This window comes from Kitasatospora sp. NPDC089509, from assembly GCF_044749365.1.
Classification (GTDB): Bacteria; Actinomycetota; Actinomycetes; order Streptomycetales; family Streptomycetaceae; genus Kitasatospora.
In genome coordinates this window covers 1-16,936 of sequence record NZ_JBIVHS010000037.1, presented here as the reverse complement: position 1 = coordinate 16,936, position 16,936 = coordinate 1, and the positions used below count along the sequence as shown (strand labels likewise).

General features: G+C 72.0%; 13 protein-coding genes. 6 read left to right on the top strand and 7 right to left on the bottom strand.

The genetic code is table 11. The features are described 5' to 3' along the window. Positions 1–77: 77 nt before the first annotated feature. Entirely contained in the window at positions 78–1,064 is a 987-nt protein-coding gene (locus ACIP4P_RS41925; RefSeq protein ID WP_400928739.1) for an alpha/beta fold hydrolase, read from the top strand. Between the two features lie 77 nt (positions 1,065–1,141). Here the strand turns inward: ACIP4P_RS41925 and ACIP4P_RS41920 are convergent, their stop codons facing one another. Beyond that, positions 1,142–1,522, bottom strand: a complete 381-nt coding sequence (locus ACIP4P_RS41920; protein WP_350515928.1) for a nuclear transport factor 2 family protein — start codon at positions 1,520–1,522, stop codon at positions 1,142–1,144. Positions 1,523–1,657: 135 nt separating this feature from the next. Between ACIP4P_RS41920 and ACIP4P_RS41915 the strand changes: the two genes are divergently transcribed. The 3 genes from ACIP4P_RS41915 (at position 1,658) to ACIP4P_RS41905 (ending at position 10,453) form a co-directional block, all read left to right on the top strand. Continuing rightward, the gene (locus ACIP4P_RS41915) at positions 1,658–2,572 is read left to right on the top strand and encodes a helix-turn-helix domain-containing protein (RefSeq protein WP_400928734.1); all 915 of its coding nucleotides are present in this window, start codon (positions 1,658–1,660) and stop codon (positions 2,570–2,572) included. A 225-nt stretch (positions 2,573–2,797) separates the two neighbouring features. After that, positions 2,798–9,709, top strand: coding sequence for an LPXTG cell wall anchor domain-containing protein (locus tag ACIP4P_RS41910; protein WP_400928731.1), 6,912 nt, complete (start codon positions 2,798–2,800; stop codon positions 9,707–9,709). A gap of 261 nt (positions 9,710–9,970) precedes the next feature. Next, positions 9,971–10,453, top strand: a complete 483-nt coding sequence (locus ACIP4P_RS41905; RefSeq protein WP_400928728.1) for a hypothetical protein — start codon at positions 9,971–9,973, stop codon at positions 10,451–10,453. 132 nt (positions 10,454–10,585) lie between these two features. Here ACIP4P_RS41905 and ACIP4P_RS41900 read toward each other — a convergent pair whose 3' ends face one another. Next, positions 10,586–11,071, bottom strand: a complete 486-nt coding sequence (locus ACIP4P_RS41900; protein WP_400928725.1) for an FBP domain-containing protein — start codon at positions 11,069–11,071, stop codon at positions 10,586–10,588. Between the two features lie 71 nt (positions 11,072–11,142). On the opposite strand from ACIP4P_RS41900, the gene ACIP4P_RS41895 reads away from it, so the two are divergent. Further along, positions 11,143–11,712 (top strand): TetR/AcrR family transcriptional regulator, encoded by a 570-nt coding sequence (locus tag ACIP4P_RS41895; RefSeq protein WP_400928722.1) that lies wholly within the window; start codon positions 11,143–11,145, stop codon positions 11,710–11,712. A 6-nt stretch (positions 11,713–11,718) separates the two neighbouring features. On the opposite strand, the gene ACIP4P_RS41890 is transcribed toward ACIP4P_RS41895, so the two are convergent. From ACIP4P_RS41890 to ACIP4P_RS41880, 3 genes are all read right to left on the bottom strand, one after another. After that, on the bottom strand, positions 11,719–12,051 hold the full coding sequence (locus tag ACIP4P_RS41890; protein ID WP_400928719.1) for a hypothetical protein: 333 nt from the start codon (positions 12,049–12,051) through the stop codon (positions 11,719–11,721). Positions 12,052–12,145: 94 nt separating this feature from the next. Next, complete coding sequence (locus tag ACIP4P_RS41885) at positions 12,146–13,096, bottom strand: pyridoxamine 5'-phosphate oxidase family protein (RefSeq protein ID WP_400928716.1); 951 nt, start codon at positions 13,094–13,096, stop codon at positions 12,146–12,148. Between the two features lie 89 nt (positions 13,097–13,185). Then, positions 13,186–13,734 (bottom strand): carboxymuconolactone decarboxylase family protein, encoded by a 549-nt coding sequence (locus tag ACIP4P_RS41880; protein WP_400928713.1) that lies wholly within the window; start codon positions 13,732–13,734, stop codon positions 13,186–13,188. Between the two features lie 138 nt (positions 13,735–13,872). Between ACIP4P_RS41880 and ACIP4P_RS41875 the strand changes: the two genes are divergently transcribed. Then, positions 13,873–14,493, top strand: a complete 621-nt coding sequence (locus ACIP4P_RS41875) for a CGNR zinc finger domain-containing protein (RefSeq protein ID WP_400928710.1) — start codon at positions 13,873–13,875, stop codon at positions 14,491–14,493. 96 nt (positions 14,494–14,589) lie between these two features. On the opposite strand, the gene ACIP4P_RS41870 is transcribed toward ACIP4P_RS41875, so the two are convergent. Together ACIP4P_RS41870 and ACIP4P_RS41865 are read right to left on the bottom strand one after the other, a co-directional pair. Beyond that, positions 14,590–15,936 carry a DUF418 domain-containing protein gene (locus tag ACIP4P_RS41870; RefSeq protein WP_400928707.1) on the bottom strand — a complete coding sequence of 449 codons (1,347 nt, stop codon included), beginning with the start codon at positions 15,934–15,936 and terminating at the stop codon, positions 14,590–14,592. 83 nt (positions 15,937–16,019) lie between these two features. After that, a complete protein-coding gene (locus tag ACIP4P_RS41865) occupies positions 16,020–16,673 on the bottom strand; it encodes a hypothetical protein (RefSeq protein ID WP_400928704.1) in 654 nt (217 codons plus the stop codon). Positions 16,674–16,936 lie beyond the last annotated feature (263 nt).

Below are 16,936 nucleotides of genomic sequence, written 5' to 3'. Positions count from 1 at the left end.
GGGTGATCCGTCGGTCGGGTGGATTGTGTGCGCAAGGTGGTTCCAGCCCCCTCCCACCCCGCTGAAAGGCAGCACTCATGGGCATATCGCCGTCCCGTCGCCCGATCTCCTCCGCCGTCACGGTGGCGCTCGCGGCCTGTGCGGTCGCCGCCACGGCGTCGCCCGCCCTCGCCGCAGTGGCCGGCGGCCCGACGGGTGGGGGAGGGAAGCCGACGGTGGTGCTGATCCACGGGGCGTTCGCCGACGCCTCCGGCTGGAACGACGTCGCCGAACGCCTGACGGCCGACGGGTACCCGGTCGTCGCCCCGCCCAACGAACTGCGCGGCGTGGCCAATGACGCGGCGTACGTGGCGAGCGTGCTCAAGAGCATCACCGGCCCGATCGTGCTGGCCGGGCACTCCTACGGCGGAGCCGTCATCTCCCAGGCCGCCGCCGGCATCGCGAACGTGAAGTCGCTCGTCTACCTGTCGGCGCTGATGCCCGACGTGGGCGAGTCACCGGCCGAGCTGTCGGCGAAGTTCGCCGGCAGCGAGCTCGGCACCGCGCTCAACCCGGTTCCCTACACGGAGCACGGCGGCAGCGGCACGGATCTGTACCTCAAGAGCGACAAGTTCCGCGACGTCTTCGCCGCCGACCTGCCCGAGGCGCAGACCCGGACGATGGCCGCCGAGCAACGCCCGCTCGCCCAGGCCGGGTTCGGCGAGAAGCTCACCGCCGCGGCCTGGCACGACATCCCGTCCTGGTTCCTGGTCTCCCGGCAGGACAAGGCCATCGCCCCCGAGCTGGAACGCTTCGAGGCCAAGCGCGCCAAGGCGCACACCGTCGAGATCGACTCCTCGCACGTGGCGATGATGTCCCACCCCGATGTCGTCGCCCAGCTGATCCGCGAGGCCGCGGGCTTCGGCGGTGCCGGTGCCGGTAGTGGTGGGGGCACGGCGGCGGCCGAACTCGCGGCGACCGGCTCCCACGACCGGGTCGTCGCCCTGGTCGGAGCCGCGGGAGCCGCCGCGCTGCTGACCGGCGTGGCGCTCACCCGGATCGCCCGCCGCCGCTCGACCCGCTGACCGACCGGCCCGGCTGGTACGGCCGGTACGGCAAGGCGGCCGGACGCCCGGAGGTGTCCGGCCGCCTTGCCGTGGATTCAGGCGGTGCCGAGGGGGTTGAGGAGCAGGAACCGCCAGCCGCCGTCGGGCAGCCGGCGGGCGATGTTGGCGGTGGTGCCGGTCGGGGCGATCCGGGTGCCGTCGGGAGCGTCGACCTCCAGGGTCCAGTCGGTGACCAGGAGGGCGGTGTCCGCGGCGACCAGGGCGTGGCGCGAACGGTTGGTGAGCCTGCCGTGGGCGGCCACCGTTCCGGCGAGTTCGGCGCGGAGGGCGTCCGGCCCGGTGAGGTGCGCGCCGGACACGGTCCGCATGCCCGCGCCGGGGGCGAACAGGGCCAGCAGTGCGTCGACGTCGCCGGAATTCAGGGCGTCCTGGAACAGCATCGGCAGCTCGGCGGGGTCGGTGACGACGGGGGACATGGGCAGGGATCCTCACTTCGGTAACGGAGTTGACGGCCTTCCGACGTGACGCCGGGTTCTCCGGAGCGCCGCTCGGCCGTGGCTCCACGATCCCCCGGGGGCCGCCCCCAAGACGAGGTAGGGTCTCGACCCGACATGGTCGAAACTGGACAGCCCGACGTCATCGACATCGCCTACGACAACCCCGACGCGCGGCACACCGGCCTGGAGGTGCTGCCCTTCGAGGTGCTGAAGTCGCGGTTGAAGCGCTCGGTCGCCCGGCGCCCGAGCCGTCTCGACTTCCACCAGCTGCTGCTGGTCCGCGGCGGCACCGGTACCGCGATGGTCGATTTCGTCCTTCACCCCTGCGCCCGCGGCACCCTGCTGCACCTGAGCCCCGGCCAGGTGCAGCGGCTCCCGTTCGGCCCGGACGGCCGCCCGGCGGACCTCGACGCCGTCCTGCTGCTGTTCACCGCCGACTACCCGCCGCCGTTGCCCGCGACGCGTGAGGTGCTGGACGGCTTCGGCCCCGTCGCCTGGCGGTTGTCACCGTCCGAACTCGACGCCTTCGAGCGGGCGGTGACGGAGCTGGAGGTGGAGTACCGGGCGCTGCGGGACGCGCGGCCCCGGGACGCGGTCGGTCCGGACGTCGACCTGACCGGCACGCTGCTGCGCCAGCTCCTGGGTGCGCTGCTCATCCGCACGGCCCGGCTGCCGGACTCCACCGGGCGACCCGGCGCGGCGGCCCCGGGCACCGGCGTGTACCCGGCCTTCCGGCGGGAGCTGGAACGCTCCTTCGCCACCACCCGCGCGGTGGAGGAGTACGCCGCCCGGCTCGGGTACTCCGCGCGTACCCTGACCCGGGCCTGCCAGGCCGCCACCGGCCGCAGCGCCAAGCAGCTCGTCGACGCCCGGGTCGCGCTCCAGGCGCAGCGGCTGCTCGCCCACACCGACCTGCCCGTCGCCGCCGTAGGCCGGGCGCTCGGCTTCACCGAGGCCACCAACTTCGGCAAGTTCTTCGCCCGGGAGACCGGCGGCACCCCGGGCGACTTCCGCCGCGCCCAGCGCTGACCGGGCCCGCCCCGGGTCGACGGGGCCACGCCGGGCGGCGCTCCTTCTGCGCCCGGGGGCGTTGCGCGACCTGTGGGGTGGTCAGCCCGTTCGTCTGGGCCACAGGGATGACATCACCAGCGTGCCGGGCCGACCCGGATGGCGGAGACACCATAGTCAGTTCATCACCCTATGGCGTATTTACGCCGTCATCCAGAGTCCTGTGCACACCCTGGAGAGTCCTCGATGCCTGAAGCCCGACGTCGCCGGGGCTGGACCCCGGCCTTCGGACCACGGGGCAGTACCGCCCCGGCCCGACCGTCGAACAACGCCGCTCCGAAGCGGCGTGGCTGGTCCGGAGTGCTGTCGGCCGTGCTGCTGCTGGCACCGCTGCCGCTCGTTCCGCTGATGGCCGCCCCCGCCGCGCACGCCGCGCAGGCCTGCCCGCCGGACCAGGGCTTCACCGACTGCCTCTCCTTCACCTACACCGGCGGCAACCAGGACTTCACCGTTCCGCCCGGCGTCTCCTCCCTCCGGGCGAAGGCCTGGGGCGCGGGTGCGGCCGCCGAAGCCGACGGCCCCTCGGACGCGGCCGGCGGCGACCACCGGGGCCGGCCGGGCGCCGCCGGCGCCTTCGCCACCGCACTGCTGGACGTCACACCGGGACAGCGGCTGACCGTGGCCCCGGGCCACGGCGGGCGGGCCCGGTCCGACGACCCGCTCTCCCCGGCGGCGCGTGCGGCCCGCAACGGCGAAGCCTCCAGCGTGCTGTCCGACGATCCGCACGCCTCCGCCCACACCCTCCTGACGGCCGACGGCGGCAGCTCCCCGAGCGCGACCGGCGCGGCCGTCGGATCCGGCAGCGACGCGCCGACCGGCCTCGCGTCCCATGTGACCGAGCGCCAGTACGTCGCCGGGGCCGGCTTCGGTGGCCTCGCGCCGTCCACGACGTCCGCCGGGCTCCCCGGTGACGGCAGCGCCGCCCACGCCGCCCCCTCGGTCAACCCGGGCGAAGCGAGCGGCACGGGCCGCACCGCCGACGTCCGGAAGCCCGGCGACCGGGACGGACGCGACGGCGGCAACGGCCTCGTGGTGCTGGAATGGCAGACCCCGGACGCCGCCCCCGCGAAGGCCGCCCCCGAGCAGAACAACGCCTCGCAGGCCCCGTCCCCGACTGCCGCACCGTCCCCGGCTGCCGTGCCGTCTGCCACGAGCAGCCCCGCGTCCCCGTCAGCCACGGCACCGGCCCGCCGGGCGCCCGGTCTGCTGGACTGCAGCGGCAACATCATCTACGCCATCCAGCGCGGATCCTCGCGCGCCGGCACCGGCACTCTGCTCGCCCTGGCCAGCGGCACCGTCGGCGGCTCCACCGTGACCGCCACCACGGTGAGCACGCTCCCCGCCGGGTCCGGCTTCGCCAACGCCCTCGGCGTCACGGACGGTGGCACCGCTGCGTACGTGGTCGACCAGACGCCGACGGTGAACGGTTCCGTCAACGTGTACGGGTACAACGCGGCCACCGGCAACTGGACCGTCTACACCGGATCGGCCGGCTCCACCAGTGACTCCTTCGTCGCCGGCGCGGTCGACCCGGCCAACGGCATCTTCTACTACGCCAGCTTCGCCGGCGGTACCGCGACCACGGCCGGCGTGGCCACTCTCTACGGGTTCAACACCACCACCAACACCGCGATCCCCGGCGTGATCGCCACCTACAACCTGCCGGTCGTCGCAGCCGGCGGCCCCAACGGCGACATCACCTTCGACGCGGCCGGCAACCTCTACACCCTCTCCTCCGTCGGTACCGGTGCCGCCATCGGCCGCATCGCCGGGCCGATCCCCACCACGGGATCGGCCACCGGCGTGCCCCTGACCAGTACGCAGCTGAGCACCCTGTCCAACCCCGGGGGCAACTCCTTCAACGGCGCCGCCTTCGACAACGCCGGCAACCTCTACATCGAGTTCGCCTCGGGGAGCACCACCTACCTGGAGCAGCTCAACCCGAACACCGGAGCGGTCACGGCCGGTCCCACGCCGTACTCCAACAACGCCTTCCTCTCCGTGGACCTCGGCGCCTGCTCCACCAACCCGACCCTGACCCTGCAGAAGAACATCGTCGGCCGGTTCGCCCAGTCCACCTCGTCCAACGACCAGTTCACCCTGGCGATCACCGGCGGCGGCATCACCCAGGGCAACACCGCCACCACCACCGGCACCAGCACGGGCGTCCAGTCGCCCCCGGCCGGCCCGGTCATCGCACTGTCCAACACCACCTACACCCTCACCGAGACGGCGGCCTCCGGCAGCCTCTCCAACTACACCACCACCTACGACTGCGTCGACACGGCCAACGGCAACGCTCCGGTCGCCTCGGGCAGCGGGGTGAACACCTTCAACCTTCCCTTCCCGCCGACGGTGGAGGACAAGAACAGCCCGATGGTGCTCTGCACCTTCACGAACACCCCGATCCCCGCCACGCCCGCGTTGACGATTCTGAAGTCGGCTTCTCCGACGACGGTTTCGGCGGTCGGGCAGACGGTCGACTACTCGTTCTTGGTGACGAATACCGGGAACGTGACGTTGACCAATGTGGCGGTGAACGAGACGGCGTTCTCGGGTACCGGTACTGCGCCGGTGGTGACGTGTCCGGCGGGTGCGGCTTCGTTGGCGCCGGGGGCGTCGGTGACCTGTACGGCTACGTACGCGGTGACGCAGGCGGATATCAACGCGGGGAGTATCACGAACACGGCGACGGCGACGGGTACTCCGCCGTCGGGTCCGCCGGTGACGTCTCCGCCGTCCAGTGCCACCGTGACGGCGACGGCGAATCCGGCGATCACGATTGTGAAGTCGGCGTCTCCGACGACGGTTTCGGCGGTTGGGCAGACGGTTGACTACGGCTTCCTGGTGACGAACACGGGGAATGTCACCCTCACCAACGTCACGGTGACGGAGACGGCGTTCTCGGGCACCGGTACTGCGCCGGTGGTGACGTGTCCGGCGGGTGCGGCCTCGTTGGCGCCGGGGGCGTCGGTGACCTGTACGGCTACGTACGCAGTGACGCAGGCGGACATCAACGCGGGGAGTATCACGAACACGGCGACGGCGACGGGTACTCCGCCGTCCGGTCCGCCGGTCACGTCTCCGCCCTCCAGTGCCACCGTGACCGCTACGGCGAATCCGGCGATCACGATTCTGAAGTCGGCTTCTCCGACGACGGTTTCGGCTTCGGGGCAGACGGTTGACTATTCGTTCCTGGTGACGAACACGGGGAATGTGACGTTGACGAACGTGACGGTGAACGAGACGGCGTTCTCGGGCACCGGGACCCCGCCGGCCGTTTCCTGTCCGGCCGGTGCGGCTTCGTTGGCACCTGGTGCGTCGGTGACCTGTACGGCTACGTACGCGGTGACGCAGGCGGACATTGACTCCGGCGCGCTCACCAATACGGCGACGGCGACGGGTACTCCGCCGTCGGGTCCGCCGGTGACGTCTCCGCCCTCCAGTGCCACCGTGACGGCGACGGCGAATCCGGCGATCACGATTGTGAAGTCGGCTTCCCCGACGACGGTTTCGGCGGTCGGGCAGACGGTTGACTACGGCTTCCTGGTGACGAACACCGGGAATGTCACCCTCACCAACGTCACGGTGGCCGAGACGGCGTTCTCGGGTACCGGTAGTGCGCCGGTGGTGACATGTCCGGCGGGTGCGGCCTCGTTGGCGCCTGGTGCGTCGGTGACCTGTACGGCCACCTACACTGTCACCCAGGCGGACATCAACGCGGGGAGCATCACGAACACGGCGACGGCGACGGGTACTCCGCCGTCGGGTCCGCCGGTGACCTCTCCGCCGTCCAGTGCCACCGTGACCGCTACGGCGAATCCGGCATTGACGATTGTGAAGTCGGCTTCTCCGACGACGGTTTCGGCGGTCGGGCAGACGGTCGACTACGGCTACCTGGTGACCAACACGGGGAATGTCACCCTCACCAACATCACGGTGACGGAGACGGCGTTCTCGGGTACCGGTACTGCGCCGGTCATTTCCTGTCCGGCCGGTGCGGCTTCGCTCGCGCCTGGGGCGTCGGTCACCTGCACGGCGAGCTACACCGTGACGCAGGCGGACATCAACGCGGGGAGCATCACCAACACGGCGACGGCGACGGGTACTCCGCCGTCCGGTCCGCCGGTCACGTCTCCGCCGTCGAGCGCCACCGTGACGGCGACGGCGAATCCGGCATTGACGATTCTGAAGTCGGCTTCCCCGACGACGGTTTCGGCTTCGGGGCAGACGGTTGACTATTCGTTCCTGGTGACGAACACGGGGAATGTGACGTTGACGAACGTGACGGTGAACGAGACGGCGTTCTCGGGCACCGGGACCCCGCCGGCCGTTTCCTGTCCGGCCGGTGCGGCTTCGTTGGCACCTGGTGCGTCGGTGACCTGTACGGCTACGTACGCGGTGACGCAGGCGGACATTGACTCCGGCGCGCTCACCAATACGGCGACGGCGACGGGTACTCCGCCGTCGGGTCCGCCGGTGACCTCGCCGCCGTCGAGTGCCACTGTGACGGCGACGGCCAATCCGGCATTGACGATTGTGAAGTCGGCTTCTCCGACGACGGTTTCGGCGGTCGGGCAGACGGTCGACTACGGCTACCTGGTGACCAACACGGGGAACGTCACCCTCACCAACGTCACGGTGACCGAGACGGCGTTCTCAGGCACCGGCACGCCGCCGGCCGTTTCCTGCCCTGCCGGTGCGGCTTCGCTCGCGCCGGGGGCGTCGGTCACCTGCACGGCCACCTACACCGTCACCCAGGCGGACATCAACGCCGGGAGCATCACCAACACGGCGACGGCGACAGGTACTCCGCCGTCCGGTCCGCCGGTGACCTCTCCGCCGTCGAGTGCCACCGTGACGGCGACGGCGAATCCGGCGATCACGATCGTGAAGTCGGCTTCTCCGACGACGGTTTCGGCTGTGGGGCAGACGGTTGACTACGGCTTCCTGGTGACGAACACCGGGAATGTCACCCTCACCGACGTCACGGTGACGGAGACGGCGTTCTCGGGCACCGGTACTGCGCCGGTCATCTCCTGTCCGGCCGGTGCGGCTTCGCTCGCGCCTGGTGCATCGGTGACCTGCACGGCGAGTTACACCGTGACGCAGGCGGATATCAACGCGGGGAGTATCACGAACACGGCGACGGCGACGGGTACTCCGCCGTCCGGTCCGCCGGTCACGTCTCCGCCGTCGAGTGCCACCGTGACGGCGACGGCCAATCCGGCATTGACGATCGTGAAGTCGGCTTCTCCGACGACGGTTTCGGCGGTCGGGCAGACGGTCGACTACGGCTACCTGGTGACCAACACGGGGAATGTCACCCTCACCAACATCACGGTGACCGAGACGGCGTTCTCAGGCACCGGCACTGCGCCGGTCATCTCCTGTCCGGCCGGTGCGGCCTCGTTGGCGCCTGGGGCGTCGGTGACCTGCACGGCGAGTTACACCGTGACGCAGGCGGATATCAACGCGGGGAGTATCACGAACACGGCGACGGCGACGGGTACTCCGCCGTCGGGTCCGCCGGTGACCTCCCCGCCGTCGAGCGCCACCGTGACCGCCACGCCGGCACCGGCTCTCACCCTGGTGAAGTCGGTGGACGCGACGGAACTGACGGCAGTGGGCCAGGTGCTGCACTATTCGTTCCTGGTGACCAACACCGGGAACGTGACGTTGACCAATGTGACGGTGACCGAGACGGCGTTCTCGGGCACCGGTACCGCGCCGGTCGTCTCCTGCCCGGCGGGTGCGGCCTCGATGGTGCCTGGTGCGTCGGTGATGTGCACGGCGAGTTACACGGTCACCCAGGCGGACATCGACAGCGGGAAGGTCACCAATACGGCGACGGCGACGGGTACTCCGCCGTCCGGTCCGCCGGTGACCTCCCCGCCGTCCTCGACCAGTGTTCCGAACACGCCCGAGCCGGCACTGACGATCGTGAAGTCGGCTTCCCCGACGACGGTTTCGGCGGTCGGGCAGGTGGTGACCTACAGCTACTTGGCAACCAACACCGGGAACGTCACCCTCACCAACATCACGGTGACCGAGACGGCGTTCTCGGGTACCGGGACCCCGCCGGCGATCTCCTGTCCGGCCGGTGCGGCTTCACTCGCGCCGGGGGCGTCGGTCACCTGCACGGCCACGTACACCGTCACCCAGGCCGACATCAACACCGGGAGCATCACCAACACGGCGACGGCGACGGGTACTCCGCCGTCCGGTCCGCCGGTCACCTCCCCGCCGTCCAGCACGACCGTGACGGCCACGCCGGCACCGGCGCTCACCGTCGTGAAGTCGGTGGACGCGACGGAGCTGACGGCGGCGGGCCAGGTGCTGCACTATTCGTTGCTGGTGACGAACACCGGGAACGTCACCCTCACCAATGTCACGATCAACGACACCGCGTTCTCCGGTACCGGTACCGCGCCGGTCGTCTCCTGCCCGGCGGGTGCGGCCTCGTTGGCGCCGGGTGCGTCGGTGATGTGCACGGCGAGTTACACGGTCACCCAGGCGGACATCGACAGCGGGAAGGTCACCAACACGGCGACGGCGACGGGTACTCCGCCGTCCGGTCCGCCGGTGACCTCCCCGCCCTCCTCGACCACCGTCCCGAAGACCCCGGCCCCTGCGCTCACCGTGGAGAAGTCGGCCTCGCCGACGACGGTCACCGCTGTCGGCCAGACCGTCGACTACAGCTTCCTGGTGACGAACACCGGGAACGTGACGTTGACGAACGTGACGGTGACCGAGACGGCGTTCTCGGGCACCGGTACCGCACCGGTGGTGATGTGTCCGGCGGGTGCGGCTTCGCTCGCCCCGGGCGGGTCGGTCACCTGCACGGCCGACTACAAGGTCACCCAGGGTGATCTGAACAGCGGGAAGGTCACGAACACGGCGACGGCGACGGGTACTCCGCCGTCCGGTCCGCCGGTGACCTCCCCGCCGTCCAGCGCCACGGTGACGGCGAAGAAGGCGCACGGGCATCTGCCGAGCACCGGGGCCGACACCCGGCTCGCCGGCCTGGCCGGGGGCCTCCTGCTCCTGGGCGGCGGGCTGGCGCTCATGACGCGTCGGATCCGTCGACGCGGCTAGCACGAGCGCTTGACCGGCGGCGGTCCCCGGAGCCCGAGCTCCGGGGACCGCCGCCTTTCGTCGCCCGCTCGCCGATGCCTCCGCTGGGCCCGACCGGCGGCGGACGGTGCGGAAGTCGGCGGCCGAACGGGTGAACCTCGGCCACCACGGGGACGGCCGGGCCGCGAGTACCGGGTCGACACGGTACGACAGGCCCGTTCCGCCGCGGCGTCGCCGGAGTGACGGTCTCCGCGCCGCCCACAGCTGAAGGAAGAAGAAGAGATGCGCGAAACGAAGCACAGGGCCCGAGCGGTTGCCGCTCTCGGAATCGCTCTGCTCACCCTCGCCCCGCTGCCCGCCTGCAGTGGTGCCGGGGGCGGTAGTCAGGACCAGCAGCACACCGCGGCCGCGCCCGACAAGGGCGCGACGGCCACGGCGGGCGCCGATGAGTTCGTCCCGGCCGAGCAGCCGACGCTTCCGCCGCCCTCGTCCGTCGCCAACGACACGGAGAAGCGCAAGCAGGTCACCATCACCGCCTGTGAGGCGACCAAGGACGGCTGGCGGGCCGCCGGCACCGCGCTCAACCCCGGTGGTCAGGACGCGAAGTACCGGATCGCCATCCACTTCACCTCGCACTCGGCCACGGTGCTCGCCGTCGGCGAGACCGCCGTCGATGTCAAGCCGGGGCAGAGCGGCACCTGGGAGGTGCGGCAGGCCTTTCACGCCCCACAGGGGACCCTCTGCGTCCTGCGGGGGGTCGGCTGACCGCAGGTCGACCGGGATAGGGTCCGGCGGCTGCTCCGGCGCGACCGTCGGTCGATGCGGCCCGATGCCTGCCGGACACCCGGCCTCAGGTGTTCGGCAGGCGGCGCGCGGCCTCGGGGCCCGGCGGGGGCGTCACGCGGTGACCTTGGCGACGAAGGCGGTCAGGTTGGCCACCGTGCGCCGGATCTTCTCCTCGACGGTCAGCGACTCGTGCAGCCGGGTGCCGACCTCGCGCTTGCCGCGCACGTAGAGCGAGCAGGCGAGGTCGGCGCACATGTACGCGCCGACGGAGTTGCCCTGCTTGCCCGCCTTCCCGGCGAGCGGGGCGACCAGCAGCGAGACGCCCCCGGTGTGGGTGGTGACGCAGAGCGAGCAGATGCTGCGCCGGGCCTGCCAGGAGGCGGCGCCGGAGGAACGCAGGGCGACCGCCACCGTGCGGCCGTCCAGCTCGGCGGCGAGGTAGCCGCGGTCGGGGGCCTGAGGGTCCCGCCAGCCGAGGAAGTCCAGGTCGTCCCAGGGCTGTTCGGCGAGGTCGCGGGGGATGTGCAGGCGCTTGGCCTCGCCCTTGCTGCAGTTCACGAAGGCGGCGCGGATCTGGGGTTCGGTCAGTGGCTTCATAGGGAGCAACGTAAAATACCTAGGAGCATTAGGCAAATGTATAGTTGCCCCAGACGACCGAAGGGCAGGGCATGGCGCGCGTAGGACTGAACACGGAACGACTCACCCGGGCGGGTGCGGAGCTGGCCGACGAGGTCGGCTTCGACAAGGTCACCGTTTCGGCGCTGGCCCGGCGCTTCGGCGTCAAGGACGCGAGCCTGTACTCGCACGTCAAGAACTCCCAGGACCTCAAGACCAGGATCGCCCTGCTCGCCCTGGAGGAGCTCGCCGACCGGGTCGCCGCCGCCCTGGCCGGGCGGGCCGGCAAGGACGCCCTGGCCGCCTTCGCCAACGCCTACCGCGACTACGCCCGGGAGCACCCCGGCCGTTACGCCGCCGCGCAGCTGGAACTGGACTACGAGACGGCGCTGGGCAGTGCCGCCGTCCGGCACTCGCAGATGACCCGGGCCATCCTGCGCGGCTACGACCTCACCGAACCCGACGAGACCGACGCCGTCAGGCTGCTCGGCAGCACCTTCCACGGCTACGTGGCCCTGGAGCGGGGAGGCGGCTTCCAGCACACCCCGCGGACCACGGAACAGACCTGGGCGCGGATCCTGGACGCCCTCGACGCCCTGCTGCGCAACTGGCCGAAGGCCTGAGGTTTCTCAGCGGACGTCGTGGCCGCTGATCAGGACCCGGTCCCCGAGGTGCTCGCTGAGGTAGCCGATGTCGGCCAGCAGCGCCGCGACGCGGAGGGTGAACTGGAAGCGCGACGAGTGCACGGCGGCCGCGCCGTGGGTGCGGGTGGAGCCCGCGGATCCGGTGTCGGGCTGTTCGACCGCGACGTCTCCGGAGCCGGGCTGCCAGGAGACCGTGACGCCATTGGGTCGACAGGCGACCTTCGCGCCGCCCGTGCCTGCGGCGTCATCGGCGAGGGGGAGGCCCGCCTCGCGCAGTGTGGCGGCGACGGTGCCGAGCAGAGTGCGATAGTCAGGCATTCATATGACTCTAGCGAGTGACGTCCATATGAACGAATGGTGAACGTGCGATTTTCGCCATGCGGGCGGTGGTCTGCCCTGTCGACGGCTCCGATCAGGCGTGGTCGGTGGTGCGGTCGGTCAGCGGTGGGTTGCCCGGGGCAGCCGCGACCGTGTCCGCCCGGAGCGGGAGCAGCCGGCCCGCCACCAGGTGGCGGGGGGTGAAGTGGACCCGGCGGCCGGTGCGGCCGTCGTCGCCGGGGATTCCCGGCCGGATCCACTCGACCTCGGCGTGGCCGGACAGGTGCAGGGTGCGCCCGGTGGCGAAGTCGCAGAAGAGCAGGGCGGCGGTGGGGTCGGCCTGGAGGTTGCCGAGGGTGTTGAACAGGTTGTTGCCCGGGTAGTCGGGCCACCACAGCCTTCCGTCCTCGACCCGGACGAACCCGGGCGGGCCGCCGCGGTGCGAGGCGTCGTTGCCGCGGGTGGGGTGGGTGGTGCCGATCAGGAGGGTGTCGGCCCGGCGGATGAAGGCCAGGTCGCCGTCGGTCAGGGTGTCGGATCGGCGGGGCGGCTCGGCTGCGGGGGCGTCCGCGCGCGTCGGGTGGAGCCGTCGGCCCTGAATGTACTGGGGGCAGTTGCCGTACACCTGCTCGACCTCGATCCGCAGGCCGTCCCGGCCGGTCCCGCTCAGCCTCCCGTTGACCCGCAGACGTCTGCGGGCGGCGAACTCCACGGCGATCAGCCCGATCGGCTGGGGTGCCGGCAGGTGGTGCAGCGGGTCGCCCTCGGCGGGCAGCGTCCGGACGTCGAGGATGCTCGGGGAGGTCGCGTGCAGGAAGCCGGGCGGGCCGGTGACCGGGGAGATCCACAGGGTGCCCGCCGGGTCGCGGGCGGTGAGCGCGGCGAAGGTCCGGTCGCCCAGGAAGCGGACCGGGCCGACGCTCAGCCGGGCGGGGGCCACCATGCCGGAGAGCCGGGCCGCGTCGTCGACGACGCCCGCCAGGCGCTGGACGGCCAACTCGCCCTCGTGGAAGCCGGTCGGGGTGCTGTGTGCCGGAGTGTTCATCGTTCTTCCTTCCCCGGGTGGTCGGCGGGGCCGCCGGCCCGGCCCCGGTCGGGGGAGGGGGCCGGGCCGGCGGGGCGCGGGGGTGCGGGTCAGACGACGGAATGCGGGACGACCGGCGGGAAGTCGTTGTCGACCTCGGCGAGGATGTTGAAGTAGTTGGTCAGGACGTTCAGCGCCAGGTGGCCGACGACCTCGCCGATCTCGGCGTCGGTGGCACCGGCGTCGCGCGCGGCCTGCAATGCGCCGGAGTCGACCCGGCCGCGGCCGCGGGCGATGGCGTCCGACAGCGTGAGCAGTGCCTGGGGGTGCGCGTCGGTGGACTTGGCGTCGCGGGCGGCGTCCAGCTCCGCGGCGTCGATCTTGGCGACGTTCGCGCCGAGGTACGTGTGGGCCGAGAGGCAGTACTCGCAGCCGTTGTACTCGGCCGTGGCCAGCGCGAGGCGTTCGCGGACCGCCACGGGCAGTTCGCCGCCGGCCAGGGCTCCCGACAGCGCCAGGTAGCCGTGGAGCAGTGCGGGGCTGTTGGCCATCGCCTTGGTCATGTTCGGCGTGGCGCCGAGCGTCCGCTGGACCTGCGCCAGCAGCTCGGCGGCCGGTCCGGTGGCGGTGGCGGGCTCGACGGGGGCGAAACCGGTCATGGGAGCTGCACTCCTTCGATCGCCGGTTCTGACGCTTCGATGCGCCAGTAACCGTTAGAACCACCATGGCACCGCGGGTGTCCCGTGTCAACGGAAAGAGGCTCCTGTAAGCGTCAGAAGTGCGATAGCCTCGGCGGCATGGACACCCAAGCGCCCCTTCTCGGCGAGCCCCTGCCCGTGGAGCTGATGAACACCATCTGGGCGGACCGGGACGGCGCCCACGACGCCCTGCGGGACCCCGACGGAACCCGGGCCTGGCTGCGGGCCGTCTCCGCCCGGACGGACCTGCTGACTCCCGCGGACCTCGACGCGCTCGCCGTCCCGGAACTGACCGGGCTCGGCGACCGGCTGATCGGCCTGCGCGACGCCCTGCGCCGCCTCGCCGCCGAGGCCACCGGGGAGCCGCGCCCGGCGGCCGCGTCCGACATCCGTGAACTGCAGGAGGCCGTGGCCGTGCTCAACCGGGCGGCCGGTGACACGCCCTGCTGGTCCGCGCTGTCCTGGACGCCCGGCGAGGACCCCGCGCGCCACGCCCGCACCGGCGGGCAGGCGGCCTCCGCCGTCGTCTCCGCCATCGCCGAGGAGTCCATCGCGCTGTTCAGTCAGGAGACCAGGCACCTGCTCCGCGGCTGCCTGGCGCCGGGCTGCGTCCTGTACTTCATCAAGCAGCACCCGCGCCGCGAGTGGTGCTCGGTGAGCTGCGGCAGTCGCGCCCGCTCCGCGCGCCACTACCAGCGCCACCACAAGCCGGACGCCTGACGGCCGCCCGGCCCGTGGTGCACCGAGGCTCGCCGTAGCGGCACGGGCGGGCCCGGCGCGCCGTGATCGGCGTGCCGGGCCCGCCCGGTGGGCGGGTCACCCCCGGCGGCGGGGTGCCACGGCCGTCGTCGTGCGGTGGACCAGGGCCTCCAGCGGCCCGCGGCGGAAGAACCGCCGCCACAGTGCCGAGCCGGTCAGGGCGGCCGCGGCGAACAGCGCGTACGGGACCAGGGACTGCGGTGCGCGGCCGAAGCCGCCCGGGTCCTGGCCGAGGAAGTGGTTGGTGATCACGTCCTGGACGAAGTACCAGGTCATCGCCATCGAGCCCATCGCCGCTAGCGGCCGCAGTGCCCGCTCCCAGTGGGCCCGTTCGGTCAGCAGGAGGAGGCCGCCGAGCAGGGCCAGCGACACGCCGACCATCCAGAGGACCTGCAGCGTGCTGTACTCCGCGATGGCCGGACCCGGCTTGGACATCGCCCACAGCTCGGCCCACGGCACCTTCGGCATCGGCGGCAGCTCGGGCATCACCGGGGGTGCGTCCGGCAGCACGCCGTCCGCCGCGGCCGGCACCGGCGGGGGCGGAGGCGGGGCCATCAGCGCCGCCTGGAAGCGGTCGATCGCCGCGCCGGTCCCGAGCGGGCCGAGCAGCAGCCAGGACGCCAGCCAGCCGCCGACCGCGACGCCCGCGCCCGTGATCGTCATGCGCACCCGCACCAGTCGGTCGCCCAGGTCCAGACGGCCGATCGCCAGACCCGCCAGCAGCAGCGGCAGCGCGTAGAACGTGTCCACGTTGAACACGTACGACTGGAACACCGCGAGCCAGTCCCCGGGCTGCACCAATACCGCCAGGCCCTGCGGCAGTTCGGGCGCACCCGGCCCGACCGGTGGCAGGAAGGACCAGTCCTGGCCCCGGTTCGCGCGGAGGATCTGGAACACCGGTGCCGCCACCGCGAACACTCCGGCCGCCGCGAACAGCCACCTCGCCCGCACCCGCGTCCACGGCAGCAGGAACAGCAGCCACCCGGTGTAGGCGGTGATGATGTTCCCCACGCCCGACACCTGCTCAAGACAGAGTCCCAGCAGCAGGAGCACCCCGGCCCGGACGGCGATCCGACCCCGGGCCCCGCGCATCGAGGGCCCGGCGTACGGCCGGCAGCCGCCGGTCATCAGCGCGACCGAAACCCCCGCCAACAGGAAGAACACACTGCGGGCCCGGGTGTCCAGGAACCCGTTCAGCCACTCCAGCACCCCGGGCCAGGCATGGCCCCGCGGCGTCGGCTCCAGCCAGCCCGTCGGCACGAAGTGCATCCACACCATCCCGAGGATCGCCAGCGCCCGCAGCACGTCGATCGCTGTCAGTCGCCCCCCGGACCCTGTCCGGGCCCGCTCGCGCTCCGTGCGTCGACGCCGCGACTCCCGCTCCACCACCGGTTCGGTGACCACCACAACTCCTCAGAACGACATCAAGGAGCCGCCACGTTAGGAAGCCGGTATCAGCTCGCCTCTCCCGGAAGATGACCGTTTCGTCACAGCGTCGGCCTGTCGTCTCCTCCCGGTCCTGACAGGCCCTCGGCGGTCCACCAGGCCGCGGGGTCCTCGCAGCCGCCGAGGGCGAGGCGCTCGCCGTAGCCGCGGTCGACCAGGCAGCCGCCGCCGTGGGCGTGGATCCTCAGCCGGGTGGCGGACCGCCCGTCCGGGGCGGTCCACCGGGTCGGGGCGACGGCGAGGTCCTCGAAGGTCCAGGACTGGTCCGGGGCGGCGGCCTCCGGCGCGCTGCCGGGCCGTTCGGCGGCGAGGTAGACCGAGCCGTCCGGGTCCGCGGTGAGCACCAGCGGGCCGGTCCGGTCCTCACCGCTGCTCAACAGCGGGGACTGGAGCACGAGTTCGGGGCCGGCGGTGGGCCGGACGAGCCATTCCTGACCCTCCTCGGCGGTCGCCGGCATGGCCGTCACCGCTGCCCCGTCGGGGGCGTGCGAGGCGTCCGTGCCGAACGCCGTCATCCGTAGCCCGGACGGCCCGGCCGTCAGGGTTCCGAGCCCGCTGAGCGTCGCGGGGACGGGCTGCGGGTGGGAGCGGTCCGTCCCGACCCGGTCGTCCTGGCAGGCGGCGGTCAGCAGGCAGGGGAGCAGGGCGAGCGCGGCGGTGGCCTTGGCGGCGACGCGGGCGGGCCGGTACGACAACTCGGTCGGTCCTCAGGGGAGTTCGCTGGTGGTGGAGGGCGTACGCGCACGGGCCGCCGACCGGAAGGAACCGGTGGGCGGCCCGTGGCGCGGACGGGACGGAATCAGCCCGCGGTCGGACCGTCGGTCAACTGCGCCTGGATGGAGGCCATCACGGCGGCATCCGTCAGGGTGGTGGTGTCGCCGACTTCGCGGCCTTCGGCGATGTCGCGCAGGAGGCGGCGCATGATCTTGCCGGAGCGGGTCTTGGGGAGTTCGCCGAC